Below are 24867 nucleotides of genomic sequence, written 5' to 3'. Positions count from 1 at the left end.
GTCATTATTTGTCCCACAAATAACGATATAAACGCTATTTTTTCACCGTCATCGGATCTGTTGGCAACAATAGATTTGGTCACGGGAGGAGAAGGGCAAAAACGGCGCAGAGGAAATATTCACGCTCGCGGCGTACGAAATGACGCTTGCGCAGCTTGTCGACATGAGGAATAACGGGGATAAGCGTTTTGCGGGCCGCAAAATGGGTGGGGACCCTGCCAGCTACATCCCGGCACACACGTCACCTGCTGCGGCTGCTTCCTTCCGGACCTGACCGAGTTCACAAGTTAGTGTTGCGGGAGAACCAACAGGGCCCCCATTGACGGCTTCTGTACTCCGAAGCGGTGGGCATTATCGGCGATGCCCCATCAAATAGCAAGCCAACCGGGGTTAACCGCTGTTTTCTTACCCACCTGCGCTGTGGCACACTCTTCGCCTGGGTTTTGAGTCACGCAGGAACAGCAATATGCAACCAGAAGACGCCTCTTTCAGCCAGCGGGTTTTCCATATCGTGGCCGCCATCCCGTTCGGCAAAGTCACCACCTACGGCGAAGTCGCCCGGCTGGCCGGCTCGCCGCGCGCCGCGCGTCAGGTCGGGGGCGTGCTGCGGCGTTTGCCGGAAGGCAGCACGCTGCCCTGGCACCGGGTGATCAACCGGCACGGACAGATCTCGCAGCAGGGGGAGGATTTTCAACGGCAACGGCAGGCATTGCTGGCGGAGGGGATTATTTTCGGCCCGCACAGCACGGTCGATTTCGATCGCTACGGCTGGCGCTGGTAAAACAAAACAGCCTTTGGCCGAAGCGCAAAGGCTGCTGATTTCATCTTGCTGTACCGCGGTAAGCTTACTGCATGGCGGTTGGCGCAGCCTGAATCGGCACACCCTGAACCGGAACCAGCAGCAGATCGGCACGGGTGCCGTTGCGGTTAACCACTTCCTGGATGGTGTCGGTAATAAACATCAGTCGCCCGTTGACCGTCACCGCCGCGCTCAGAATGATACGCGCATTCGGTTGGATGTCGGACGGGTTGTACGGCAGCGTAAAGCTGAATGGCGCCTGCTGCCCTTCAGTACGAACCGCGCGCTGTGCAATCACTTTGGACGGCGCATCTGCCAGCGAGGCATCAGAGAGGGTGACCGTCAGTACGGCGTCCGGCGGCAGCGCAATGCGCTGACGTATATTAACCGAACCTGTCACCGCCGGGCCCTGAATCTGCGTTTGCGCAGCCGCCGGGTTACCGGCCGCCTGGGTAGGCACATCAGCACTCTTTTGCGCGCATCCCGCCAGCGTGATCGTCAGTGCCGCGGCACCGCCTACGATTTGCCAGAGTTTCATGGATCGGTCTCCTTTTTTATTATCAACATGTTGGTGGCTTTCACCACCTCACCTATTAAACCTAGCACAAAACACTGATAAATCCACTTTACCCTGCCTATTAATCACTTAAACAACTCAAGGCGTCCACGATTAAGAGCATTCTCATCGGCCCTTTAACGCAAAATGTTGACGCCGCGCCGTGATATTCCGCACACTGCGCAAAATGATTATTAGAAAGGTAATAACTTTATGAGCCAGGCATTGCAAAACCTCCTCGATCTGCTGGATCTGGAGAAAATCGAAGAAGGGCTGTTCCGCGGCCAGAGTGAAGATCTGGGGCTGCGCCAGGTGTTCGGTGGGCAAGTGGTCGGCCAGGCGCTGTACGCAGCCAAACAGACGGTGCCGGACGAACGCAGCGTGCATTCGTTCCACAGTTACTTCCTTCGCCCGGGCGACAGCAGCAAGCCTATCGTTTACGACGTGGAAACCCTGCGCGATGGCAACAGCTTCAGCGCGCGCCGCGTCAGCGCCATCCAGCACGGCAAACCTATCTTCTATATGACTGCTTCCTTCCAGAGCCCGGAAGCGGGTTTCGAGCATCAGAACCTGATGCCGGACGTACCGCCGCCGGAAGGGCTGCTGTCCGAGTCAGAGATCGCCCAGAAACTGGCGCATATGCTGCCGGAAAAAGTGCGCGAAAAATTTATCGGCCAGAAGCCGATCGAAATGCGCCCGGTGAAATTCCACAACCCGCTGAAAGGCAGCGTGGAAGAACCGCATCGCTACGTGTGGTTCCGCGCCAACGGCAGCATGCCGGACGATCAGCGCATCCACCAATATCTGCTGGGCTACGCGTCGGACTTTAACTTCCTGCCGACGGCGCTGCAGCCGCACGGCGTCGGCTTCCTCGAGCCGGGCATGCAGGTGGCCACCATTGACCACTCGATGTGGTTCCACCGTCCGTTCCGCATGGATGACTGGCTGCTGTACGCGGTGGAGAGCTCCTCCGCCTCCGGCGCACGGGGCTTTGTGCGCGGCCAGATCTACACCCGCGACGGCGTACTGGTCGCCACCACCGTGCAGGAAGGGGTGATTCGCCAGCGCGACGCCTGATCCGCAATATAAAGAAAGGGGCGATGTTTCCATCGCCCCTTTTGGCTTCATCATTATTTTAGTCTTTAGCGCACTGCCCTGCTTCGAGTCTTATTGGTTGTAGGCGCTCTCGCCGTGGCTGTTGACATCCAGCCCTTCGCGTTCCTGCTCTTCCGGCACTCTCAGCCCCACCATGGCGCCCGCGATCTTGAAGGCGATAAAGGCGGCGACGCTCGACCACACCAGCGTGATCAGCACGCTCACCAGCTGGATCCAGACCTGGTGGCCCATCGTCACGCCTTCGGCGTAGCCGGTGCCGCCCAGTGAAGAGGCGGTGAACACGCCGGTCAGCAGGCAGCCGACGATGCCGCACACCCCGTGCACGCCGAATACGTCGCAGGTGTCGTCCACTTTCAGCCATTTTTTCAGCGTTACGACGCCCCACAGACCGGCGACGCCGCCCACCAGGCCGATGATCAACGCCCCGCCCACGCCCACGGTGCCCGCCGCCGGCGTCACCGCAACCAACCCGGCGATCATGCCGGAGCAGGCGCCCAGCAGCGAAGGCTTGCCACGCAGCACCCATTCGGCGAAGGTCCAGGAGAGAATGGCGCCCGCGGTGGCAACCACGGTGTTGAGGAATGCCAGGGCCGCAATGCCGTTGGCCGCGCTGGCGGAGCCGGCGTTAAAGCCGAACCAGCCGATATACAGGATCGACGCCCCGGTAAACACCATCGGCAGGTTGTGCGGTTTGAAGGCCTCTTTACCGAAGCCGGCGCGCTTGCCGATCAGGTAGGCGCCGATCAACCCGGCGCTGGCGGCGTTGATGTGCACCACGGTGCCGCCGGCGAAGTCCAATGCGCCGTCGGCGGCCAGGTAGCCGCCGCCCCACACCATGTGCGCGATCGGCAGGTAAGACAACGTGAACCACAGGATCGCGAAGATCAGCACCGCCGAGAAGCGAATGCGTTCGGCGAAGCCGCCCACCACCAGCGCCACGGTGATACAGGCGAAGGAGGCCTGGAAGGCGACGTGGATCATCTGGCTGATGCTGCCGGTGACGCTGTCGATGCCGATGCCTTTCAGCATCGCCGTCTCGAACCCGCCGAACACCGCATTGCCCTCGCTGAACGCCAGGCTGTAGCCATACAGCACCCACAGCACGCAAACCAGCGCGAAGGTGACGGTGACCTGCGTCAGCATCGACAGCACGTTTTTGCCGCGCAGCAGGCCGCCGTAAAACAGCGCGATGCCGGGCAGCGTCATGAACAGCACCAACGCGGTGCAGATCATCATAAAGGCGTTGTCGGCCTTATCAGCGACCGCCGGAGCGGCCAGGGCCAAAGAAGGAACCAGGGTTACCGAACTCAGGCCCAACATGGATAACAGTCTTTTCATTATCAATCATCCCCATCACTTAACTGAGTTCGCGGTTACAGTGCCGATTCGTCGGTTTCGCCGGTGCGAATGCGGATCACGCGTTGCAACTCGGCAACGAAAATTTTGCCGTCGCCGATTTTGCCGGTATAGGCGGCTTTGCTAATCACATCAACCACTTCATCCAACTGATCGTCGGCGATGGCGATGTCGATTTTGACCTTGGGCAGGAAGTTGACGTTATATTCAGCGCCACGATACAGCTCGGCGTGCCCCTTCTGGCGGCCAAAGCCCTTCACTTCGGTTACGGTCAACCCCTGAATGCCCACGGAGGACAGGGCCTCGCGCACGTCCTCCAGCTTGAACGGTTTGATTACCACGGTCACCAGCTTCATATTGCCCCTCCACGAATTAAGCCCAAACTCCCCCCTGGTACGCCTCTTGTGTAGCAAGGGCTGTGCCAAATTTAATTTTTCATGGCGATTCAGCGAATTAGCGGGCGCGCGGGCGCCCCCGCGACGTAGCGCAGCACCGATACCTTGAATGGGTTAAATAATGCGCACTGATTTGGTGCGCATCGCGTCGAAAAAGTGCAGAAAGGGGGCGTGACGCAGGCGGGTTGCCTGCTTGTGGTGCGAGGGAAAGAAACAAGGGCCGCGATCGCGGCCCATGCTCAGGCGGGTTGGCTCTCTTCGCGCACCGCTTCCGCCAGCTGCTCGCCCGCCAGCTGCAGCTGGTACATCTGGTAGTAGCGCCCCTGCTGCGCCAGCAGCTGCTGATGATTGCCCTGCTCCACTGCCTGGCCGCGATGCAGCACCAGGATGGAATCGGCATCGACGATGGTCGACAGCCGGTGGGCGATCACCACCAGCGTGGTGTGCTCGCGGATCGCACGCAGCGCGCGCTGGATCGCCTGTTCGGTGCCCGAGTCGATATTGGCGGTCGCCTCGTCGAGGATCAGGATCTGCGGCGCCTGCACCAACACCCGCGCCATCGCCAGCAGCTGTTTCTGCCCGACCGACAGGTTATTGCCCTGCTCCCCCAGCCGGGTGTGAATGCCCTGCGGGAAGCCGCGCACCAGATCCGCCAGCTGCACCGTTTCCAGCGCCCGCCACACGGCGTCTTCCTCGATGTTACGCCCCAGCGTGACGTTAGCCAGCACCGAATCGGCGATCACCACCGGATCCTGCTGCACCATCGCCACGCCCTGGCGCAGCGTGCGGTGCGACAGGCTGGAGATCGGGCGGCCATCGAGGCGCACTTCCCCTTCGCTGACCGGGTAATAGCCCATCAGCAGGTTGGCCAAGGTGCTCTTGCCGCTGCCGGTATGCCCGACCAGCGCCACGAAGCCGCGCGACGGCACCGCCAGCGAAATGTGCTGCAGCACCTTTTTGTCCGCGCGGTAGGCGAAGCTCAGATCGGTGATGTCGATGCGGCCACCGGCCAACGGACGATCGTCGGCGCCGTAACTCTGCTGGCTGCGATCCATCAGCTCGAAGATGCGTTCGCCGGCCACCACCGCCTGCTGCAGGATCGACTGCTGCGAAGTCAGCTCGATCAGCGGTTCGTTCAGGCGCCCCAGGTAATTGATGAAGGCGTAGAGCACGCCGACGCCAATCACGCCTTCGCCGCTGAAGCCGAACAGCATCAGCAGGCCGCACAGCACCAGCGCCGAAAACAGGCTGAGCAGCGGCCGCAGCAGAAAACCGTCGAGCCGCAGGGTCTGCATACGCGCCAGATAGTGCGACTGGCTGGCGGCGCTCATGCGCTCGCCGAAGCGCACCTGCTGGCGGAACTGCTGAATCACGCCCATGCCGTTGATCACTTCGTTGAAACCGTCGTTGATGTCCGCCAGATAGCTGCGCACCCGGCGCACGATCGGCGTGCTGTAGTATTGATAGATGCCCATCACCACGAACACCGCCGGGAAGATGCAGACCGCCACCAGCGCCATGCGCCAGTCGAGGCTGAACATCGCCACCAGCATGGCGCCGATCAGCGCGGCGCTTTTCAGCACCGTGGAGACCACCATCACGTACAGATCCTTGATCACCTCGGTGTCGTTGGTGACGCGCGAGATCAATTGCCCGACCGGCTGGGTGTCGAAGGCGCTGAGCGGCTGGCGCAGCGCGGCGTCCATCACGTCGGTACGCAGCCGCTGGACCACCCCCACCGCAGCCTGGTTGAACAGCAGCGCCTGGAAGTAGTGCAGCGCCGCCGCCAGCAGCTCCAGCAGAATGTAAGCCGCCGCCAGCCCGCCGACGATCGTCAGCGGCAGCTGCCCTTTGGCGACGTAGTTATCGATGAAATAGCTCACCAGGATCGGCCCGGCGACTTCCGCCGCCGCCGCGATCCACAGCATCAGCACCGCCAGTCCCAGCGGTTTGCGGTACGGCGAACCGTAGGCCAGCAGCCGCTTCAGCGTCGGCCACAGCTTTTGCACTTTATTCATCGGCCAACGCCTCCTCGCCGTTTTCCGGCGCTTCGTCCAGCGCCGCTTCCAGCTGCTGATAACGGTACATATCGCGATACCAGCCCGGCTGCGCCGCCAGCGCCGCATGATCGCCGCGCTGCGCCACGCCACCGTGCTGCATCACCAGGATCTCGCCGGCTTCGGTCAACGCCGACAGCCGGTGCGCGCTGATGATCACCGTGCGATCTTGCCCCCAGCTGCGCAGGTTGTGCAGGATCTGGTGTTCGGTGCGGCCGTCCACCGCCGACAGCGCGTCGTCGAGGATCAGGATCTCCGCATCCAGCAGCAGCGCGCGCGCAATGGAGATTCGCTGTTTCTGCCCGCCCGACAGCATCACGCCGCGTTCGCCCACTTCGGTGTCATAGCCCTGCGGCAGCCGCAGAATGTCCTCATGGACGCTGGCCAACCGCGCCGCTTGTTCGATCTGCGCCTGCGTCGCCCCCGGATGGCCCAGCGCGATGTTGTTCGCCACGGTATCGGAGAACAGGAACGGCGTTTGGCTCACCACTGACAGCCGCGAACGCCAGTCGTCGAGTTTGACCTGCGGCAGCGGCAGGCCGTGATAGCGGATCTGCCCTTGATCGACGTCGAACTGGCGCTGGATCAGCGACAGCAGCGTCGATTTGCCGGCGCCGGTCGGCCCGCACAGCCCCAGCATCTGCCCCGGTTTCAGCGTCAGCGCCACATCATGCAGCGCCGGGTGCGGGTTTTCCGGGTAGTGGAACGCGCGGATATCCACGTCCAGCACGCCGCGCCCGGCCGGCAGCGCCTGCGGGCCGTCCTGCACCGCCGGCGCCTCGTCGAGCAGGCTGCGGATGCGGCTGTAGGCCGCGCTGCCGCGCTCGACGATGTTGAACATCCAGGCCAGCGCCAGCATTGGCCAGATCATCAGGCCGAGGTACATCACAAAGCTGGTCAGTTGCCCGAGCGTCAGCGACCCGTTCACCACCATCCAGCTGCCGCCGCCGATGGCCAGCAGGTTAGAGGCGCCGATGGCGATATAAATGGTCGGATCGAAGCGCGCATCCACCCGCGCCACGTGCATGTTCTTGGCGCCGGTCTGCGCCGCGACGTCGGCAAAGCGGTTGGATTGGTGATCTTCCAGCCCAAAGGCCTTGATCATGCGGATGCTGGTCATGCTTTCCTGCGCCTGATCGTTCAGGCTGGAAAACGCCGCCTGCGCCGATTTAAAGCGCTGGTGCAGCTGGTCGCCGTAATATTTGATGGCGATCGCCATCAGCGGCATCGGGATCAACCCCAGCACCGTCAGCTGCCAGCTGATTTGGGTGCTCATCACCACCAGCACCACCAACCCCATCACCAGCGAATCCACCAGCGTCAGCACGCCTTCGCCGGCGGCGAACACCACGCGGTCCACGTCGTTGGTGGCGCGCGCCATCAGATCGCCGGTGCGGTGGCGCAGGTAGAACGCCGGGTTTTGCCGGCTGAGCTGGCGGTAAAAGTTCTCGCGCAGCTCGACCGCCAGCTGGTAGGACGCGCCGAACAGCAATACCCGCCACACATAGCGCAGCAGGTAAACGACGATCGCGGTGCCGATCATCAGCCCGAGCCAGGCCATCAGCACGCCGGTAGACATTTGTTTTTCGGTGACGCCGTCCACGATGATGCCGACCAGCTTAGGCGGCAACAGTTGCAGGATGGCGATGACGATCAGCAGCACCACCGCCCCGAGGTAGCGGCGCCACTCCCGGCGGAAGTACCAGCCGATTTGAGCAAATAATCTCACGCAGTTTGATTCCAGGATTTTATGGGATTTGTCTCTTTTTCTGCTTCAGCGGAGCAGGATACCACCGTTGAGCCGCCCGTCCGGTGAACTTTTCACTCCGGCACCGGCAATGCAGTGGTGTATTTGATTTTTTCCATGGCAAAGCTCGAGGTGACGTCGATGAGGCCCGGCACGCCGTTCACCAGGCGCTTATAAAAGCCGTCGTAGCTTTTCATGTCCGCCACTTCGACCTGCATCAGGTAATCGTACTCCCCCGCCATGCGGTAGAACGCCAGCACCTCGGGCATCTGGCTGGTCAACTGCACAAACGCCTGATACCACTCGCTGCTGTGCTGCTGGGTCTTGATCAGCACAAACGCCGTCAGCCCCAGGCCGAGCTTTTCGTTATCCAGCAGCGCCACCCGGCCGCGGATATAGCCCTCGTCTTCCAGGCGCTTCAGCCGTTTCCAGCACGGCGTCGAGGTCAAATTGACCGCATCGGCCAGCGCCTGCAGCGACTGGGTGCAATCTTGCTGCAGCATGCACAGCAGCTTACGGTCTGTTTTATCTAACATAGCGGCTACCAGGAGAAAAATTTTCTCCCATTAGGCGATTAAACAGGGAAAATGGCAATCCTTTTTTCCTGCCGACAGGCTATGCTACGCCATAAACCAGCCCCCTATTCTGAGGCCAAATCATGACAAACTCTTGGGTAAAATATGCTATCGGTGAAATAGAAGCGGATTTTCAGCGCTCCGCCGATACGCACCTGATTCGCCTGAACCTGCCGGCGTTTCCCGGCATCTGCCTGTATCTGAAAGATGAGAGCACCCACCCGACCGGTAGCCTGAAACACCGTCTGGCGCGCTCGCTGTTCCTTTATGGCCTGTGCAACGGCTGGATCACCGAAAACACCACCATCATCGAGGCCTCTTCCGGCAGCACCGCGGTGTCCGAAGCCTACTTCGCCCGTCTGATCGGCCTGCCGTTCATCGCGGTGATGCCGTCCTGCACCGCGCGCCGCAAGGTGGAGCAGATCGCCTTTTACGGCGGCCGCTGTCACTTCGTCGATCACGCCGCCCAGATCTACGCCGCCTCCGAACAGCTGGCGAAAGAGCTGAACGGCCACTATATGGATCAGTTCACCTACGCCGAGCGCGCCACCGACTGGCGCGGCAACAACAATATCGCCGACAGCATCTTCCGCCAGATGGCGCGCGAACCCTTCCCGGTGCCGAAACACATCGTGATGAGCGCCGGCACCGGCGGCACCTCCGCCACGCTGGGGCGCTACATCCGCTATCAGGGGCACGATACGCAATTGACGGTGGTCGATCCGGAAAATTCGGTGTTCTATGACTGCTTCCACCACGGCGATCGCACCCTGATCGGCAGCTGCGGCAGCCGCATCGAAGGCATCGGCCGCCCACGTGCCGAGCCGTCGTTCATCCCGTCGGTGGTCGACAACATGCTGCGGGTGCCGGATGCCGCCAGCGTCGCCACCATTCACTGGCTGGAAGGCGTGCTCGGCCGCAAGGTTGGCGCTTCCACCGGCACCAACGTCTGGGGGGCGCTGCAATTGGCGAAACAGATGCGGGAAAACGGCGAGCAAGGGTCGATCGTCACCCTGCTGTGCGACAGCGGCGAGCGTTATCTGGATACCTATTACAACCCGGAATGGGTCAGCAATAACATCGGCGATCTGCAGCCGTATCTGGCGCAGCTGGCGGATTTGTAACGCCAGGCTGCGGATAAAAAAAAGCCGGGTAGTCATACCCGGCCGGCTGTAAGGAGAACCTCATTCTTCGGGGGAATAGGTGAGGCAAGGTGAACGCAGCCAATGTTGTAAATAGTGGGCCACCGCCTGCTGTTGGCAATGGCCGATAACCGGTAGTTGCGGCAGCAGGGATTTCAGCTGCGGCAGGGCGTTGCCCATCACCACGCCGTGCCCCACCGCCCCCAGCATCTCTTTGTCGTTCATCGCGTCGCCGAACGCCATGCAGTCGGCCATCGTCAGCCCCAGATGGCGGCTCAGCCGGTCCAGCGCCGTGCCCTTATTGCAACCGAGCGGCAGCACCTCCAGGCAATCGTAGGCGGAAAAGCACAGGTCTGCCTCGTCACCCAGCTGCGCCCGCAGCTGCACCTGCAACGCCAGCAGCTCCTCGTGCGGCGCGACAAAGCACACCTTGCTGTTGCCGAACGCCGGCAGGCGGCGCACGTCGGCCAGCTGAAAACGAAAGCCGCTCAGGTGGTGCGCCCGCAGCATCTCTTCCGGCACGGGAAACTCGGTCAGCCAGCCTTCGTCGCGGAACACATGCATGCTGGCGCGGGTGCGCCAATGATGATGCAGCACCTCTTCGGCGACCGCCGCCGGCAGATCGGTAGCGTGCAGCTGTTGGCCGCGGTTGTCATACACCCGCGTGCCGTTGCCGGTGATCAGGTAGCCCTGCAGCCCCAGCTGCGCCATGATCGGCTGCGCGTCGAGGTAGTGCCGCCCGGTGGCGAACGTCACCACCATCTCCCGTTCCACCAGCTGGTTCAGCACCGCCAGCGTTTCCGGGCCAACCCGGTGATCCGGCATCAACAGCGTGCCGTCCATATCGAAAGCTGCCAGGCGATACATAAAGACCTCTTGAATGTGAACGCGATTACAATCCGTGCAGTATGGAATGGTATTTGCGGAAGTAATAGTGAACAATTTGAAAAAACCGTTCCGGATTTCTGCCCATGCGCCTGGTTCACCGCCTCAGCCAATATCAACGCCTGTACCATCAGCTCGGCAGCGCGCCGGTCGCCGTGACCATCGGCGAACTGGCGGCGATGTTCTACTGCAGCGAGCGGCACGCCCGCACGCTGGTGCAACAGCTGCAGGATCAGGGCTGGCTGAGCTGGCATTCGCAGCCCGGCCGGGGCAAACGCGCTCGCCTGCACTGCCTGAAAACCCCGGATGAGCTACGCGCGCAGCTGTTGCAACAGCTGCTGCAACAGGGCAACCATCAGGGGGCGCTGGAGATGGCGCAGCTCGATCCGCAGCACCTGCAGGATCTGCTCAGCCCGCACCTCGGCGGGCAATGGCAGGCCGGCAGCCCGACGCTGCGCATTCCCTATTACCGCACGCTGGAAGCGCTCGACCCGCTCACGCTGACCGGCCGCGCCGAGCAACACCTGGTGTCGACCCTGCACGCCGGGCTGACGCGCCTGATGACCGGTAACCCGGAACCGCAGCCCGATCTGGCGCACCATTGGCAGATTAGCGATCGCGGCCTGCGCTGGCGCTTCTTTCTGCGCAGCCAGCTGCGCTGGCACAACGGCGAACCGTTGACCGGCCACCAGCTGCTGCAAACGCTGGAAAAACTGCAACACCACCCGCGCAGCCAACCGAGCCTGGCCAACGTCGCGCGCATCAGCCTGCCGCATCCGCTGTGCGTTCAGTTCGATCTGCATCTGCCGGATTACTGGCTGGCCCACCGGCTGGCGGAACTGCCTTGCCTGATGACCCACCCGGAGCTGCCGGCCATCGGCGCCGGCCCGTTCAAGCTGACGCTGAATGAACCGCAGCTGGTGCGGCTGGAACAGCACGCCGGTTACCACCTGCAGCATCCGTATCTGGACACCATCGAATACTGGATCACCCCCGATCTGCCCACCGCCGCCCCCTACACCAGCTGCCAACATCCGGTGCGCATCACCATCGGTCAACAAGACGATTTGGCGCAGGCCCGGCCGGTGCAGCGCAGCATGAGCCTGGGTTGGTGTTATCTGGCGCTGAACCTGCGCCACGGCGTGCTGAGCGAAGCCCAGGGGCAAAAACTGCTGATGCTGATCCAGCAATCCGGCCTGCTGAGCCATCTGCCGATCCCCAACAGCGTGATCACCCCCAGCCATGAAATGCTGCCCGGCTGGCGCATCCCCCGCCAACAGGTCGAAGAGGACGTCGCCCTGCCCGCCCGGCTGACGCTGTTGTATCGGCCGCCGGTCGAGCTGGAAACGGTGACGGCCGCGCTACAGCGGCTGCTCGCGCAGCACGGCTGCGAGCTGGAAGTGCGCTACTACGCCGGCAAGCGCTGGCAAAGCGAGGAACAGATCGCCCAGGCCGACCTGCTGCTGGCGGACAACCTGATCGGCGAAGCGCCGGAGGCGACGCTGGAGAGCTGGCTGCGGCAGGATACGCTGTGGCGCGGCATCCTGACGGAAAGCCGCTGGCAACAGCAACAGGACACGCTGCGGCAGATCCAGCAGCTGCAGGCGCAGCAACCGCGCTTCGCACAACTGCAGGCTTATTATCAACGGCTGATGGCCGCCGCCATCATCACGCCGCTGTTTCACTACCAGTATCAGATCAGCGCGCCGCCGCGCATGCATGGCGTCACGCTGACCGCCCACGGCTGGTTCGATTTTTGCCAGGCGTGGCTGCCGCCGCCGGTGGACGACGCCCCGGCCTGAGCCGAACCGCCCTGCACCTGGCGGCCCTTTCTGCTACCATTGTCGCCGCAACGCAATTTTATCCTGCCGCCCGAATGTGTATCGGGAGAGGCCAAAGCCCAAAAAGGTGATTTTATGAAGCGCGCGGTTGTCGTTTTCAGCGGTGGACAAGACTCCACGACCTGCTTGATCCAGGCATTGCAACAGTATGACGAAGTTCACTGCGTCACGTTCGATTACGGCCAGCGCCATCGCGCCGAGATTGAAGTGGCTCAGGAGCTGTCAATGGCCCTCGGCGCCAAGGCGCACAAGGTGCTGGACGTAACGCTGCTCAACGAGCTGGCCGTCAGCAGCCTGACGCGCGACAATATCCCGGTTCCCGCCTACGATCCCAATCAGAAAAATGCGCTGCCGAGCACCTTCGTGCCGGGCCGCAACATCCTGTTCCTGACGCTGGCGGCGATCTACGCCTACCAGGTGGAAGCGGAAGCGGTGATCACCGGCGTGTGTGAAACCGATTTCTCCGGCTACCCCGATTGCCGCGACGAGTTCGTTAAAGCGTTGAACAAGGCGGTGACGCTGGGCATCGCCCGCGATATCCGCTTCGAAACGCCGCTGATGTGGCTGAACAAGGCCGAGACCTGGGCGCTGGCGGACTATTACCACCAGCTGGATCGCGTGCGCCAGGATACGCTGACCTGCTACAACGGCATCAAGGGTGACGGCTGCGGCGAGTGCGCCGCCTGCAACCTGCGCGCCAATGGCCTGACGCAGTATCGCGCCAATCAGGCGGAAGTGATGGCCGCATTGAAACAAAAGGCCGGTCTGGCCTGAGGCAGTGACGGCGGCAGCTTCTGCCGCCCATTATCCCCCTGTTTACCGTGAGTTTTCCTGCGGCACAAGCGCCTCCAGATGCGCACGCAGTTCCCCCTCGAGCGGCAGCGCACGCTGCGTTTTCAGATCGACGCACACGAAAGTCAGCAGCGCGTCGGCCACCGGCGTCCCCGCCGGATCCTGCGTCACCTTTTGGCTCAACACGCCGCTCTTGCCGTTGAGCTGCACCATCTGGCTGTCGATACGCAGCTTATCCCCCAATACCGCCGGGCTGCGGTAATTGATATTGATGTTCACCACGATGAAAGCGATGTTGTTTTCCGTCATCCAGCGGAACCCGGCCTCGTTCTCCAGCCACTCCCAACGCGCCTCTTCCAGAAACTCCAGATAGCGAGCATTGTTAACGTGCTGGTAAACATCAAGATGATAACCGCGAACTTTGATAAAGGTTTGCATAGGGAACGATCGCTCCTGCCTGGTGATTACAGAAAGAGGGAGCCGCGCTGGCTCCCTCGCCCGTTTGGTCAACGCGCCAAACTGGTAAGACCTGTAAAATGTAGCAGAGGAGTTTCGGCCTCAGCGGCATTTTGCCACGCAGCCGCGACCGGGATCACATTTTCAGCCGGGCGCGGTTCTTCTCAAACAGCGCCGGCCCGATGCCCGGCACCTCCTGCAACTGCTCAACCTGGGTGAATGGCCCATTCTGCTCGCGGTAGCGCACGATGCCTTCCGCCTTCTTCAGGCCGACGCCGCTCAAGGCGGCGGCCAGCTGTTCGGCGGTAGCCTGATTGATGCTGACCGCCGTTTCTTCGGCCCCCCTGGTCATCGTCTGTTGCCCGCCATTGCTCGTCGGCGTTGAGAGCATGGGCGCCGGCGCCTCGGTTTTTTCCGCCGCGGCGCCCGGCCCAGCCAGGCATAACAACAGCGCGGTCAGCGCGGCGTTAACGTGACGACGGTAACCGAAAAACGCTTTTTTCTCTGAATGTTGCATGCTGTATCCTCCTTGTGTGTGACAGCACGGTTACCTTGCCGCGGCGGCGGATATTCAGCAATCGGCGGATATCAGATGTGGAAAAGGCCGCGAAAGCGGCCTTTGTTTGTTGCACTGCGTTGCAGAAAAATGCGGCGATTACTGAGGCTGTTGCTCAGCGGCGCCCATTTTGATCTCGGCTTCTTTACGCAGGCTCGCCAGCAGCGAATCGAAGGAGACGCCGGTCGCGCCCTCTTCCATCTTGCCAACGAAGGTTTTCATTTCGTCTTCCGGCAACGTGCCTGGCTTCACCGCATCGAGCGCGATCAGCACCACGTTGTCCTGACGATCCTGCGACATGCCGTATACCGGTTTACCGTCCTGCGGGTGCGGCAGCGCGAACACGCTCTCTACCAGCTGGCTGTCTTCCGGCGCGCGCGCCATCTTCTGCACGGCGCCAAAGCTCAGGCCGGCGGCTTTCATCGCCTCGTCGCCCTTGCCCTGCTTCAGCTCAACCAGCAGCTTCTCGCCCTGCAGTTTCGCTGCCTGCAGCGCCTTGTTGCGCTTCACCAGTTCCGCCACGCGGTCTTTCACCTGGTCGAACGGTTCGATGCCTTCCGGCTTGTGGCCGCTCACGCGCACCACGAAGGCGCGGTCGCCGTCTACGGTGATCACGTCGGAGTTGCTGCCCGGCGCGCCGTTCTCGCCGATCAGCGAGCCGTCGAAGATCGCCTGCACGACCGGCTTGAAGTTCAGCGCGGCAGGAATGTTGTCACGGGTGAACCAGTCGCTTTGCGCCGCTTTCACGCCGGCCGCTTCTTCAGCCGAGGCCAGAGATTCGTTGTCGCTGGTCGCCGCTTCGCTCACCTTCTGCTGCAGCGCGTAATACGCGTCTACCGCTTTCTCCTGCTGCACCTGCTTGGCGATGGCGTCATGCACTTCGCTCAGCGGCTTCACTTTCTCAGGCTCAATATCGTTCAAACGCACGATCAGGTAGCCGACGGAAGACTTCACCACGCCGGACAGCTGCCCTTTCTCGGTCAGGTTAGCCTGCTTCAGCTCGTCGGCGGTGGTTTCCGGCTCCAGCCAACCCAGCTCGCCGCCGGTGCGGCGTGAGATGATATCGGTGGATTTCTCTTTCGCCAGCGTGGCGAAATCGGCGCCCTTCTTCAGCTCGTCCAGCGCCGCGTTGGCTTCCGCCTCGGTTTTCAGCTGGATCACGCTGTAGTTTTTACGCTCCGGCTGGCCGTAGCTGCTCTTGTGCTGGTCGTAGTAAGCGCTGATGTCTTCTTCACTCACTTTCACCTTGTCCTGCATGGACGCAGCGTCCAGCGGGATATAGCTCACCTTCACCTGCTCAGGTGCGATGAAGCTGTTCTTGTTCTGATCGTAATACGCCTTCAGTTCGTCGTCGCCGGCGCTCTGTTTCGCCTGCAGCGCTTTCAAATCGATGGTCGCCAGGCGCACGTCGCGCTCCTGCAGCACCAACGCCGCCATGGCTTGCGATTCAGACGGCAGCACGAAGCCGGAATCGCCGAAGGCCTGGATCACCTGCTGATTGACCAACTGCTGGCGCATCGACTGCGCGAAGTTGTCGGCGGTGTAGCCCATGCGGCCGATCAGGTCGAGGTATTTGGCGTTATCGAACTGGCCGTTGGTCTGGAAGTAAGGCGCCTTGCGGATGGCGTCCTTGATCTGATCGTCGCTGACCGCCAGGCCCAGCTTCTTGGCGTACTGGTCGAGCAGCATGTTGTCGATCAACTGGGACAACACCTGACGGCGCATCTGCTGCATATAGCCTTCGTTGCCGGCCAGCGCGGAGAACTGGTCACCCAGCTGCTGCTGCATGCGGCTACGCTCGCTTTGGAAAGCCTGTTCCAGCTGAGCGCGCTCGATCGTCTGACCATTTACTTTCGCAGCATAATCGCCGGAGCCGCCGATCAGGTAGTTACCCACCCCGGTCAGAACGAATGACAGGATGATCAGGGCCAGGATGATTTTGAGCACGACGTGATTAGCAGCCGCGCGTAAATTGTCCATCATAGTGTGACAACACTCCGCTGTGATGTGGATTAACAACCCTTGTGCAGGCGCGTTCCCTGCGACAAAAATAAAAAAAGCGCATCAGTCCGATGCGCCTTGTATCTTACCTTACCAGCACCGCTGCGTCAGGTGATTGTTTATTACAAAACCCTGTTACGCTAAACGGTTAGACGCTAAATCAGTTTACAGCGTCTTTCAGCGCTTTCCCTGCACGGAAGGCCGGTACTTTGGCTGCCGCGATTTTGATCTCTTTACCGGTCTGCGGGTTGCGGCCGGTACGAGCCGAACGTTCACGCACGGTGAAGGAACCGAAACCTACCAGAGCCACGTCATCCCCTGCTTTCAGAGAGTCGGTAACGGAAGCGATTACTGCGTCTAAAGCACGTCCCGCTGCCGCTTTGGAAATATCAGCACCTGCGGCAATCTTGTCGATCAGTTGTGACTTATTCACTCTATCATCCCCTCTAGAATTCTATCGTCGCACCGAAAAATCCCTACGGTTGCGACAGCGCAGCTGTTATATCAATCCCATCGAACCTTAGCAAGCCACCGACTGGGTGGCAAAACGCGGGCCGACAGAGATCTAACTTAGCGGTACAAAAAAATACTGGCAAGTCCGAAATGGCTTGCCAGTATAAGTTTTATCAATGGTTTTTGCGATTCGTCACTATTTTGCCGCTACCGGCAGTGCGCCGAAGGCCGGGTTTTGCAACGCAATGTTCAAAACTTCATCGATTCGCTGCACCGGATGAATCTCCAGATCGGCGATAACATTGTCCGGGATCTCTTCCAGATCGCGCTTGTTCTCGTAAGGGATCAGCACGGTTTTGATGCCGCCGCGATGCGCCGCCAACAGCTTCTCTTTCAGGCCGCCGATCGGCAACACCTGACCGCGCAGCGTGATCTCCCCGGTCATCGCCACATCGGCGCGTACCGGGTTGCCGGTCAGGCAGGAGACCAGCGCGGTGCACATCGCGATACCGGCGCTCGGGCCGTCTTTCGGCGTCGCCCCTTCCGGCACGTGCACGTGGATGTCGCGTTTCTCGTAGAAATCGGCGTTGATGCCCAATTTCTCCGCGCGCGCGCGCACCACGGTCAGCGCCGCCTGAATCGATTCCTGCATCACTTCGCCCAGGGAACCGGTGTAGGTCAGCTTGCCTTTGCCCGGCACGCAGGCGGTTTCGATGGTCAGCAGATCGCCACCCACTTCCGTCCACGCCAGCCCGGTGACTTCGCCCACGCGGTTTTCGGTATCCGCACGGCCGTAATCGACGCGCTGCACGCCCAGGTAATCCTTCAGGTTGTCGCCGTTGATCTCGAGATGCTTGAGCTTCTTGTCCATCAGCAGCGTTTTCACCGCTTTACGGCACAGCTTGGAGATTTCACGCTCCAGGCTGCGCACCCCGGCTTCGCGGGTGTAGAAGCGAATGATGCCGATAATGGCGCTGTCGTCGACCGTCAGCTCGCCTTTTTTCAGCGCGTTGCGCTCAAGCTGCTTCGGCAGCAGGTGCTGCTTGGCGATGTTGAGCTTCTCGTCCTCGGTGTAACCCGACAGGCGGATCACTTCCATACGGTCCAGCAGCGGCGCAGGAATGTTCATCGAGTTCGAGGTGGCGACGAACATCACGTCGGACAGATCGTAATCCACTTCCAGGTAGTGGTCGTTGAACGCCACGTTCTGTTCCGGATCCAGCACCTCCAGCAGAGCGGAGGCCGGATCGCCGCGCATGTCGGAAGACATCTTGTCGATCTCATCCAGCAGGAACAGCGGGTTCTTCACCCCGACCTTGGCCATCTTCTGGATCAGTTTGCCCGGCATCGAACCGATGTAGGTGCGGCGGTGACCGCGGATTTCCGCTTCGTCACGCACGCCGCCCAGCGCCATGCGCACGTACTGGCGGCCGGTCGCTTTGGCGATCGACTGCCCCAGCGAGGTTTTACCCACGCCCGGCGGCCCCACCAGACACAGGATCGGCCCCTTGATTTTGCTAACGCGGCTCTGCACCGCGAGGTACTCGAGAATGCGATCCTTGACGCGCTCCAGGCCGTAGTGATCGGTATCGAGCACTTCCTGCGCCTTGTTCAGGTCTTTTTTCACCTTGCTGCGCGCATTCCACGGCACCTGCAGCATCCAGTCGATGTAGCCGCGCACCACGGTCGCTTCCGCCGACATCGGCGACATCATCTTCAGCTTTTGCAGTTCCGCTTCGGTTTTCTCGCGCGCCTCTTTCGGCATTTTCGCCGCATCGATCTTGCGCTTCAGCGCTTCGTGCTCGTCCGGCGCGTCGTCCATCTCGCCCAGTTCTTTCTGAATCGCCTTCATCTGCTCATTCAGATAGTACTCGCGCTGGCTCTTCTCCATCTGCTTCTTGACGCGGTTGCGGATGCGTTTCTCGACCTGCAGCAGGTCGATCTCCGATTCCATCATCGCCATCAGGTATTCCAGGCGCTCGGTGATGTCGGACATCTCGAGCACCGACTGCTTGTCGCTGAGTTTCAGCGGCATATGGGCAGCGATGGTGTCCGCCAGGCGCGCGGCGTCGTCGATGCTGTTCAGTGAAGTCAGCACCTCCGGCGGGATTTTTTTGTTCAGCTTGATATAGCCTTCAAACTGATTGATCGCGGTGCGCACCAGCACTTCCTGCTCGCGCTCGTCGATCGCTGGCGACTCAAGGTATTCCGCCTGCGCGGCAAAATGCTCACCGCTGTCGGACAGCGTAGTGATGCGTGCGCGCTGCAGCCCCTCGACCAGCACTTTTACCGTGCCGTCCGGCAGCTTCAACATCTGCAGGATCGACGCTACGGTGCCAACCGAGAACAAGTCGTTAATGCCAGGTTCATCCGTTGAGGCCTCTTTCTGTGCCACCAGCATGATCTTCTTATCGTGATCCATTGCGGCTTCGAGGCACCGAATCGATTTTTCCCGGCCAACAAATAACGGGATCACCATGTGCGGATAAACCACCACGTCGCGCAATGGCAGGACGGGGATTTCAATGCGTTCGGAACGCTCAGGGTTCATAGAGCTCTCTCTTAGTTTAATTTCCGCCAGGTTGAGGGGGAATCTCATGAGACGCAAGCATCTAACGTTTCATAAAATCTGGTTAATGAGTATATGGGGATGAATCTCTTACATTCAACGGCAAGAATGCAGGAAAAAGAAATGGGGGATGAAATCCCCCATTTTGCTGATAACGCTCTGGTTTAACTGGCTAATTATTCGCCAGATGCCTGGGCTTCCGGCTTGCCGTAGATCAACAGCGGCTTGGATTGGCCGGCGATGACCGACTCGTCGATCACCACTTTGTCTACGCTGTCCATCGACGGCAGATCGTACATGGTGTCGAGCAGCGCGCCTTCCACGATGGAACGCAGGCCGCGGGCGCCGGTTTTGCGCGCCATGGCTTTCTTGGCGATGGCGTTCAGCGCTTCGTCGCGGAACTCCAGCTCCACGCCTTCCAGATTGAACAGCGCCTGATACTGCTTGGTCAGGGCGTTCTTCGGCTCTTTCAGGATCTGAATCAGCGCATCTTCGCTCAGCTCGCTCAGGGTCGCCACCACCGGCAGACGGCCGATGAACTCTGGGATCAGACCGAACTTGATCAAATCTTCCGGTTCGGCCTGCAGCAGCAGTTCGCCCTCGGTCGCCTTCTCGGACTCGCCCTTGACGGTCGCGCCGAAGCCGATGCCGGAGCCGGTGTTGACGCGCTGACCGATCACCTTATCCAGGCCGGCGAAAGCGCCGCCGCAGATAAACAGGATCTTGGAGGTATCAACCTGCAGGAACTCCTGTTGCGGATGCTTGCGCCCACCCTGCGGCGGAACCGCGGCGATGGTGCCTTCAATCAGCTTCAGCAGCGCCTGCTGCACGCCCTCACCCGAGACGTCACGCGTGATCGACGGGTTGTCGGACTTGCGGGAAATCTTATCGATTTCATCGATATAAACGATGCCGCGCTGCGCTTTCTGCACGTCATAGTCACATTTTTGCAACAGCTTCTGGATAATATTTTCCACGTCCTCGCCCACGTAACCGGCTTCGGTCAGCGTGGTGGCGTCGGCCATGGTGAACGGCACGTCCAGGAAGCGCGCCAGCGTTTCCGCCAGCAGGGTTTTGCCGCTGCCGGTCGGGCCGATCAGCAAGATGTTGCTCTTGCCCAACTCGATACCGTTGCTGGTATCGCCGTTGCGCAGGCGTTTGTAGTGGTTGTACACCGCAACCGCCAGCACTTTCTTCGCCTGCTCCTGGCCGATGACGTAGTCATCCAGGTGGTGGCGGATCTCGTGCGGCGTCGGCAGCGCACTGCGCTCACGATGCGGGGCAACTTCTTTAATCTCTTCGCGAATAATGTCGTTACACAGATCGACACATTCATCGCAGATATACACTGACGGCCCGGCAATCAGCTTACGCACTTCATGCTGGCTTTTGCCGCAAAAAGAGCAGTACAGCAGCTTTCCTGAACCGTCTTTGCGCTTATCTGTCATCAGTCAAACCTCTTCTTTAGTCTTGTCCCGCAGGAAAATCACGGCGGCAGTGCGCCCAAACTCATATCGGGAACGCCGAGTGGCCACAGCAGAGCGAGCCCCTGCCCACTCTGATTACTATAGTCCATCGGCGCCGCGTGGTTCTAGCTGCGGTGTGTCAGAATGCCGTCAACCAGGCCGTATTCCACAGCTTCTTCCGCGGTCATAAAGCGATCGCGCTCGGTGTCGCGCTCGATCTGCTCCAGCGGCTGGCCGGTATGTTCCGCCATCAGTTCGTTCATGCGCGCTTTCACCTTGAGGATTTCGCGCGCGTGGATTTCGATGTCCGTCGCCTGGCCCTGGTAGCCGCCCAGCGGCTGGTGAATCATCACGCGCGAGTTCGGCAAGCAGAAACGTTTGCCTTTGGCGCCCGCGGTCAGCAGGAAGGAGCCCATCGAGCACGCCTGCCCCATACAGATGGTGCTGACGTCCGGCTTGATGAACTTCATGGTGTCGTAAATCGACATGCCCGCGGTGATCACCCCGCCCGGCGAGTTGATGTAGAGGAAAATGTCTTTTTCCGGGCTTTCCGCTTCGAGGAACAGCATTTGCGCCACGATCAGGTTGGCCATGTGATCTTCCACCTGGCCGGTCAGGAAAATGATGCGCTCTTTCAGCAGGCGGGAATAGATGTCGTAAGAACGCTCCCCGCGTGAAGTCTGCTCTACCACCATCGGCACCAGCGCCATGTTCGGTGCAAATTGATCTCGTTCGCCACTGTATGACATTACCGTCTCCTAATAGAAATTGCCTTGGCGGCCAGGGTGTCACCCTAATACGCCGATTCTACTTGAGAACGGCCATGATGACTATGCTCAAGCATTCGACCCGCGCCGCACGTACCCGACGGTTATTTCATCCCGCGCACTTTGGCAAACAGCCCCAGAATTATTCTTTACAGATTGGGGGATCCCGGCGCGATTTCAAGCCCAGAGGCCGATTTTCTCCGCGCGCCGAAAACGATGCCGTTAATCTGACCGTTATCATGCCAGCCAGTTCCCCAGGCAACAGGGTAAATATAGTGCATATTGCCCCGCTTAACCTGAGATTAATCAGCAACGTGGCAAAAAGAAAAGCCCGCAACCTGAGGTTGCGGGCTTTTTCATCGTGCGCCGGTTCGCCAGGCGAAACCGGGGGCGCCGTTAATGGCGCCCGGCACGCCGGCATTACGCCTGTTGAGTCTGGTTCATCAGCTCGCTGAAGGTAGTGGCTTTTTCAGTCACTTTCGCTTTTGCCAGCAGGGCTTCAACCGCTTGCTCTTCCAGAGCCACGTTGCGCATGTTGTTCATCAGCTCTTTGTTTTTGCTGTAGAACTCGATGACTTCGCTCGGATCTTCGTAGGCAGAAGCCATTTCTTCGATCAGCGTCTTCACGCGGTCTTCGTCAGCTTTCAGGTCGTTGGTGCTGATCACTTCGCCCAGCAGCAGGCCAACCACTACGCGGCGTTTCGCTTGCTCTTCGAACAGCTCGCGTGGCAGTTCCAGCGCTTGCTTCTCGTTGCCGCCGAAACGCTGTGCAGCCTGACGACGCAGCACGTCGATTTCACCGTCGATCAGGGCAGCAGGCACGTCGATTTCGTTCGCGCTCACCAGGCCGTCGATCGCCTGAGACTTGATGCGGTTACGCACGGCGCCTTTCAGCTCGCGCTCCATGTTCTTGCGAACTTCGGTGCGCAGGCCGGCAACGGAACCGTCCGCCACGCCGAAACGCTTGATGAACTCTTCGGTCAGCTCCGGCAGTTCGCGCTCTTCAACTTTCTTCAGCACGATAGCGAATTTGGCCGCTTTGCCCTTCAGGTTTTCCGCGTGGTAATCTTCCGGGAAGTTCACGTCGATGGAGAACTCTTCGCCCGCTTTGTGACCGACCAGGCCTTCTTCGAAGCCTGGGATCATGCGGCCCTGGCCCATTGCCAGTACGAAGTCGGACGCTTTGCCGCCTTCGAACTCTTCACCGTCGATAGAACCGGTGAAGTCAACGGTCACGCGATCTTCAGCTTCCGCTGCGCGATCGGTTTCTTTCCAGGTCGCCTGCTGCTTGCGCAGGGTATCCAGCATCGCGTCGACGTCTTCGTCGTTCACTTCAACCACAGGTTTTTCAACTTCGATGTTTTCCAGGCCTTTCAGCTCAACTTCTGGATACACTTCGAATTCAACGGCGAAAGTGAAGTCTTCACCTTCTTTGTACTCGCCCGGCACGTAGTTTGGTGCGCCGGCCGGATTAATCTTTTCTTTGATGATCGCGTCAACGAAGCTGCGCTGCATCGCTTCGCCCAGCACGTCCTGACGAACAGAGGCGCCGTAACGCTGTTCCACGATGTTCATCGGCACTTTGCCTTTGCGGAAGCCGTCGATACGCACGCTTTTCGCTGCGTTGATCAGCTCTTTCTTCACCGCCTGCTTGATAGTATCAGCCGGTACAGTAATAGAGAGACGGCGCCCAAGGCCTTGAGTGGTTTCTACTGAAACTTGCATCTTGTTACCTCAAAAAAATCACAGTGCTCGGTCAACTCCGTTCCAAGAACCAGGACGGCTACAAATAAGAACCGAGTTCCCTGATGACAGAAGCGTCCCGAAACCATTCCGGAAAAATAAGACGCGACATTATAGCGGCGCATGCATGGCGAGTCGAGGAAAGCTAGGCGGCGCAGGCGCGCTAAAACTCACACTTTTGCCGATTCGATCGCCAAAAGGCCGCCAAAACAGACCGAACGTTGGCCACATTGCGCATCGGCCGTGTCGTCGTCAAAAACAGAAACGGCCCGCAGGCCGTTTCAAAATTCGTCAGTAGTAATACCCTAATTCAAGGGCAAAGTTCCACTGATACCTGAAAATTTCCCCCTCAGGCCAGCGTCCCGGCGCCGCGACACGGCGGCGAGGCCGGCACGGTATCCTGCAACCCCTCCCACTCTTTGAGCGTGTAGGTGTGCAGCGCCAGCGCGTGTACGCCGTCCGCCAGCTCCTCCGACAGCACGCCGTAAATGGAGCGGTGGCGCGTCAAAAAACGTTCGCCGACGAAGCGATCGCTGACCAATACCACTTTGAAATGGCTTTCTGAGCCCGCCGGAACGTTATGACGATAGCTTTCATCAACGACTTCCAGATACGCGGGCTCAAACGCCGCCCTTAACTTTGCTTCTATTTGCTCGCGAATCATAGGATCTCCTTACAACACCGGCAGAGGACCGTGCCCATCTAGTTCAATATTAGCCGGTTTCCCCCCGTTTAGACCATCGCCGGGACAAATTTCTCTTTTCTGCGGTCAAATGATGAGCGTCATCCCCGCCGCTTGGGGGATTATCCGATTGAGCGGGCCAAAAAAGCGTGTTTTTATCAACGGCAGGTAAAAATTTGTCACTCAGGCGCCTTCCGAGCTTCCACCGCACGGCGGCGATGCTATGATGTCGGCAATTTGTTGTCGGCTATCCCGCTCTGATTATTGCTAAATCCATCGAGAATGAGACAGAAAACATGTTAAAGAAACTTTGTCTTCCTTTGCTGGCCGCCCTGCTGCTGGCCGGCTGCGCGACCAGCAGCAACACCTTGAACGTCACGCCGAAAATCGTTCTGCCGCAGCAGGATCCTACCCTGCAGGGCATCACCGTCAGCATCAACGGCGCGGATCAGCGCACCGATCAGGCGCTGGCCAAGGTGAACCGCGACGGCCAGCTGGTCACGCTGACGCCATCGCGCGATCTGCGTTTCCTGCTGCAGGAAGTGCTGGAGAAACAGATGGGCGCACGCGGCTACATGATCGGCGCCGACGGCCCGGTGGCGCTGCAAATCGTCGTCAATAATCTGTACGCGGACGTCTCCGAAGGCAACCTGCGCTACAACATCACCACCAAAGCCGACATCTCGATCATCGCCCAGGCGAAGAACGGCAACAAGCAGGTGAAGAATTACCGCTCGACCTATAACGTGCAGGGCGCCTTCACGGCCACCAACGAGAAGATCACCGACGCCGTCAACTCCGTGCTGGGCGACGTGATCGCCGATATGGCCCAGGACACCAGCGTCAACGATTTCATCAAGCAAAACGCGCGTTAATCTCCGCGCCTTGTGCCGCCCGGCGGATCGGGCGGCGC

22 protein-coding genes and 1 other RNA gene are annotated in these 24867 nt (G+C 60.1%); 6 read left to right on the top strand and 17 right to left on the bottom strand.

Annotated features, from left to right (window positions below; translation table 11 throughout):
* Nucleotides 1–213 precede the first annotated feature (213 nt).
* Nucleotides 214–310, bottom strand: an RNA gene (gene ffs, locus SSARUM_RS04995) — signal recognition particle sRNA small type.
* Between the two features lie 156 nt (nucleotides 311–466).
* On the opposite strand from ffs, the gene SSARUM_RS04990 reads away from it, so the two are divergent.
* On the top strand, nucleotides 467–781 hold the full coding sequence (locus tag SSARUM_RS04990) for an MGMT family protein (protein WP_033647296.1): 315 nt from the start codon (nucleotides 467–469) through the stop codon (nucleotides 779–781).
* 64 nt (nucleotides 782–845) lie between these two features.
* On the opposite strand, the gene SSARUM_RS04985 is transcribed toward SSARUM_RS04990, so the two are convergent.
* Nucleotides 846–1337, bottom strand: a complete 492-nt coding sequence (locus SSARUM_RS04985) for a YbaY family lipoprotein (protein ID WP_016928846.1) — start codon at nucleotides 1335–1337, stop codon at nucleotides 846–848.
* Between the two features lie 231 nt (nucleotides 1338–1568).
* Here SSARUM_RS04985 and tesB point away from each other — a divergent pair, with 231 nt between their 5' ends.
* Nucleotides 1569–2432 (top strand): acyl-CoA thioesterase II, encoded by an 864-nt coding sequence (gene tesB / locus SSARUM_RS04980; protein WP_004940320.1) that lies wholly within the window; start codon nucleotides 1569–1571, stop codon nucleotides 2430–2432.
* A 90-nt stretch (nucleotides 2433–2522) separates the two neighbouring features.
* Here tesB and amtB read toward each other — a convergent pair whose 3' ends face one another.
* The 5 genes from amtB to SSARUM_RS04955 form a co-directional block, all read right to left on the bottom strand.
* The gene (gene amtB, locus SSARUM_RS04975) at nucleotides 2523–3809 is read right to left on the bottom strand and encodes an ammonium transporter AmtB (RefSeq protein ID WP_004940322.1); all 1287 of its coding nucleotides are present in this window, start codon (nucleotides 3807–3809) and stop codon (nucleotides 2523–2525) included.
* Between the two features lie 35 nt (nucleotides 3810–3844).
* Nucleotides 3845–4183: a P-II family nitrogen regulator gene (gene glnK / locus SSARUM_RS04970; protein ID WP_004940327.1), complete on the bottom strand. Its 339-nt coding sequence runs from the start codon at nucleotides 4181–4183 to the stop codon at nucleotides 3845–3847.
* 278 nt (nucleotides 4184–4461) lie between these two features.
* Nucleotides 4462–6240, bottom strand: coding sequence for a multidrug efflux ABC transporter permease/ATP-binding subunit SmdB (smdB, locus tag SSARUM_RS04965; protein ID WP_039566989.1), 1779 nt, complete (start codon nucleotides 6238–6240; stop codon nucleotides 4462–4464).
* Complete coding sequence (gene smdA, locus SSARUM_RS04960; RefSeq protein WP_060387353.1) at nucleotides 6233–8008, bottom strand: multidrug efflux ABC transporter permease/ATP-binding subunit SmdA; 1776 nt, start codon at nucleotides 8006–8008, stop codon at nucleotides 6233–6235. Before smdA ends, smdB begins: the two co-directional genes overlap by 8 nt.
* A 92-nt stretch (nucleotides 8009–8100) precedes the next feature.
* The gene (locus SSARUM_RS04955; RefSeq protein WP_004940330.1) at nucleotides 8101–8562 is read right to left on the bottom strand and encodes an Lrp/AsnC family transcriptional regulator; all 462 of its coding nucleotides are present in this window, start codon (nucleotides 8560–8562) and stop codon (nucleotides 8101–8103) included.
* A gap of 122 nt (nucleotides 8563–8684) precedes the next feature.
* Here SSARUM_RS04955 and SSARUM_RS04950 point away from each other — a divergent pair, with 122 nt between their 5' ends.
* Nucleotides 8685–9725 carry a PLP-dependent cysteine synthase family protein gene (locus tag SSARUM_RS04950; protein ID WP_015376851.1) on the top strand — a complete coding sequence of 347 codons (1041 nt, stop codon included), beginning with the start codon at nucleotides 8685–8687 and terminating at the stop codon, nucleotides 9723–9725.
* 60 nt (nucleotides 9726–9785) lie between these two features.
* Here SSARUM_RS04950 and cof read toward each other — a convergent pair whose 3' ends face one another.
* Nucleotides 9786–10610, bottom strand: a complete 825-nt coding sequence (gene cof / locus SSARUM_RS04945; protein WP_033647299.1) for an HMP-PP phosphatase — start codon at nucleotides 10608–10610, stop codon at nucleotides 9786–9788.
* A gap of 104 nt (nucleotides 10611–10714) precedes the next feature.
* Between cof and SSARUM_RS04940 the strand changes: the two genes are divergently transcribed.
* Complete coding sequence (locus SSARUM_RS04940) at nucleotides 10715–12430, top strand: SgrR family transcriptional regulator (RefSeq protein WP_039566991.1); 1716 nt, start codon at nucleotides 10715–10717, stop codon at nucleotides 12428–12430.
* Nucleotides 12431–12544: 114 nt separating this feature from the next.
* Nucleotides 12545–13243, top strand: a complete 699-nt coding sequence (gene queC, locus SSARUM_RS04935; RefSeq protein ID WP_039566992.1) for a 7-cyano-7-deazaguanine synthase QueC — start codon at nucleotides 12545–12547, stop codon at nucleotides 13241–13243.
* 42 nt (nucleotides 13244–13285) lie between these two features.
* Here queC and SSARUM_RS04930 read toward each other — a convergent pair whose 3' ends face one another.
* From SSARUM_RS04930 to bolA, 9 genes are all read right to left on the bottom strand, one after another.
* Complete coding sequence (locus SSARUM_RS04930) at nucleotides 13286–13699, bottom strand: acyl-CoA thioesterase (protein WP_033637318.1); 414 nt, start codon at nucleotides 13697–13699, stop codon at nucleotides 13286–13288.
* 154 nt (nucleotides 13700–13853) lie between these two features.
* Nucleotides 13854–14234, bottom strand: a complete 381-nt coding sequence (locus SSARUM_RS04925; RefSeq protein WP_060426635.1) for a ComEA family DNA-binding protein — start codon at nucleotides 14232–14234, stop codon at nucleotides 13854–13856.
* 138 nt (nucleotides 14235–14372) lie between these two features.
* The gene (gene ppiD, locus SSARUM_RS04920; protein WP_033637316.1) at nucleotides 14373–16256 is read right to left on the bottom strand and encodes a peptidylprolyl isomerase; all 1884 of its coding nucleotides are present in this window, start codon (nucleotides 16254–16256) and stop codon (nucleotides 14373–14375) included.
* 178 nt (nucleotides 16257–16434) lie between these two features.
* Nucleotides 16435–16707 (bottom strand): nucleoid-associated protein HU-beta, encoded by a 273-nt coding sequence (gene hupB, locus SSARUM_RS04915; protein WP_004940351.1) that lies wholly within the window; start codon nucleotides 16705–16707, stop codon nucleotides 16435–16437.
* Nucleotides 16708–16923: 216 nt separating this feature from the next.
* Nucleotides 16924–19278 carry an endopeptidase La gene (gene lon / locus SSARUM_RS04910; protein ID WP_033637315.1) on the bottom strand — a complete coding sequence of 785 codons (2355 nt, stop codon included), beginning with the start codon at nucleotides 19276–19278 and terminating at the stop codon, nucleotides 16924–16926.
* A 194-nt stretch (nucleotides 19279–19472) separates the two neighbouring features.
* Entirely contained in the window at nucleotides 19473–20744 is a 1272-nt protein-coding gene (clpX, locus tag SSARUM_RS04905; RefSeq protein ID WP_004940354.1) for an ATP-dependent protease ATP-binding subunit ClpX, read from the bottom strand.
* A gap of 143 nt (nucleotides 20745–20887) precedes the next feature.
* The gene (gene clpP, locus SSARUM_RS04900) at nucleotides 20888–21511 is read right to left on the bottom strand and encodes an ATP-dependent Clp endopeptidase proteolytic subunit ClpP (RefSeq protein WP_016928858.1); all 624 of its coding nucleotides are present in this window, start codon (nucleotides 21509–21511) and stop codon (nucleotides 20888–20890) included.
* A 438-nt stretch (nucleotides 21512–21949) separates the two neighbouring features.
* Nucleotides 21950–23254, bottom strand: a complete 1305-nt coding sequence (gene tig, locus SSARUM_RS04895) for a trigger factor (RefSeq protein ID WP_004940358.1) — start codon at nucleotides 23252–23254, stop codon at nucleotides 21950–21952.
* Between the two features lie 367 nt (nucleotides 23255–23621).
* Nucleotides 23622–23936 (bottom strand): transcriptional regulator BolA, encoded by a 315-nt coding sequence (gene bolA / locus SSARUM_RS04890; protein ID WP_004940361.1) that lies wholly within the window; start codon nucleotides 23934–23936, stop codon nucleotides 23622–23624.
* Nucleotides 23937–24250: 314 nt separating this feature from the next.
* Between bolA and SSARUM_RS04885 the strand changes: the two genes are divergently transcribed.
* Complete coding sequence (locus tag SSARUM_RS04885) at nucleotides 24251–24829, top strand: lipoprotein (RefSeq protein ID WP_033634001.1); 579 nt, start codon at nucleotides 24251–24253, stop codon at nucleotides 24827–24829.
* Nucleotides 24830–24867: the final 38 nt, after the last annotated feature.

Origin of the sequence: Serratia sarumanii (assembly GCF_029962605.1) — a bacterium.
GTDB classification, from domain to species: Bacteria; Pseudomonadota; Gammaproteobacteria; order Enterobacterales; family Enterobacteriaceae; genus Serratia; species Serratia sarumanii.
This window is presented reverse-complemented; position numbering and strand designations above follow the sequence as displayed.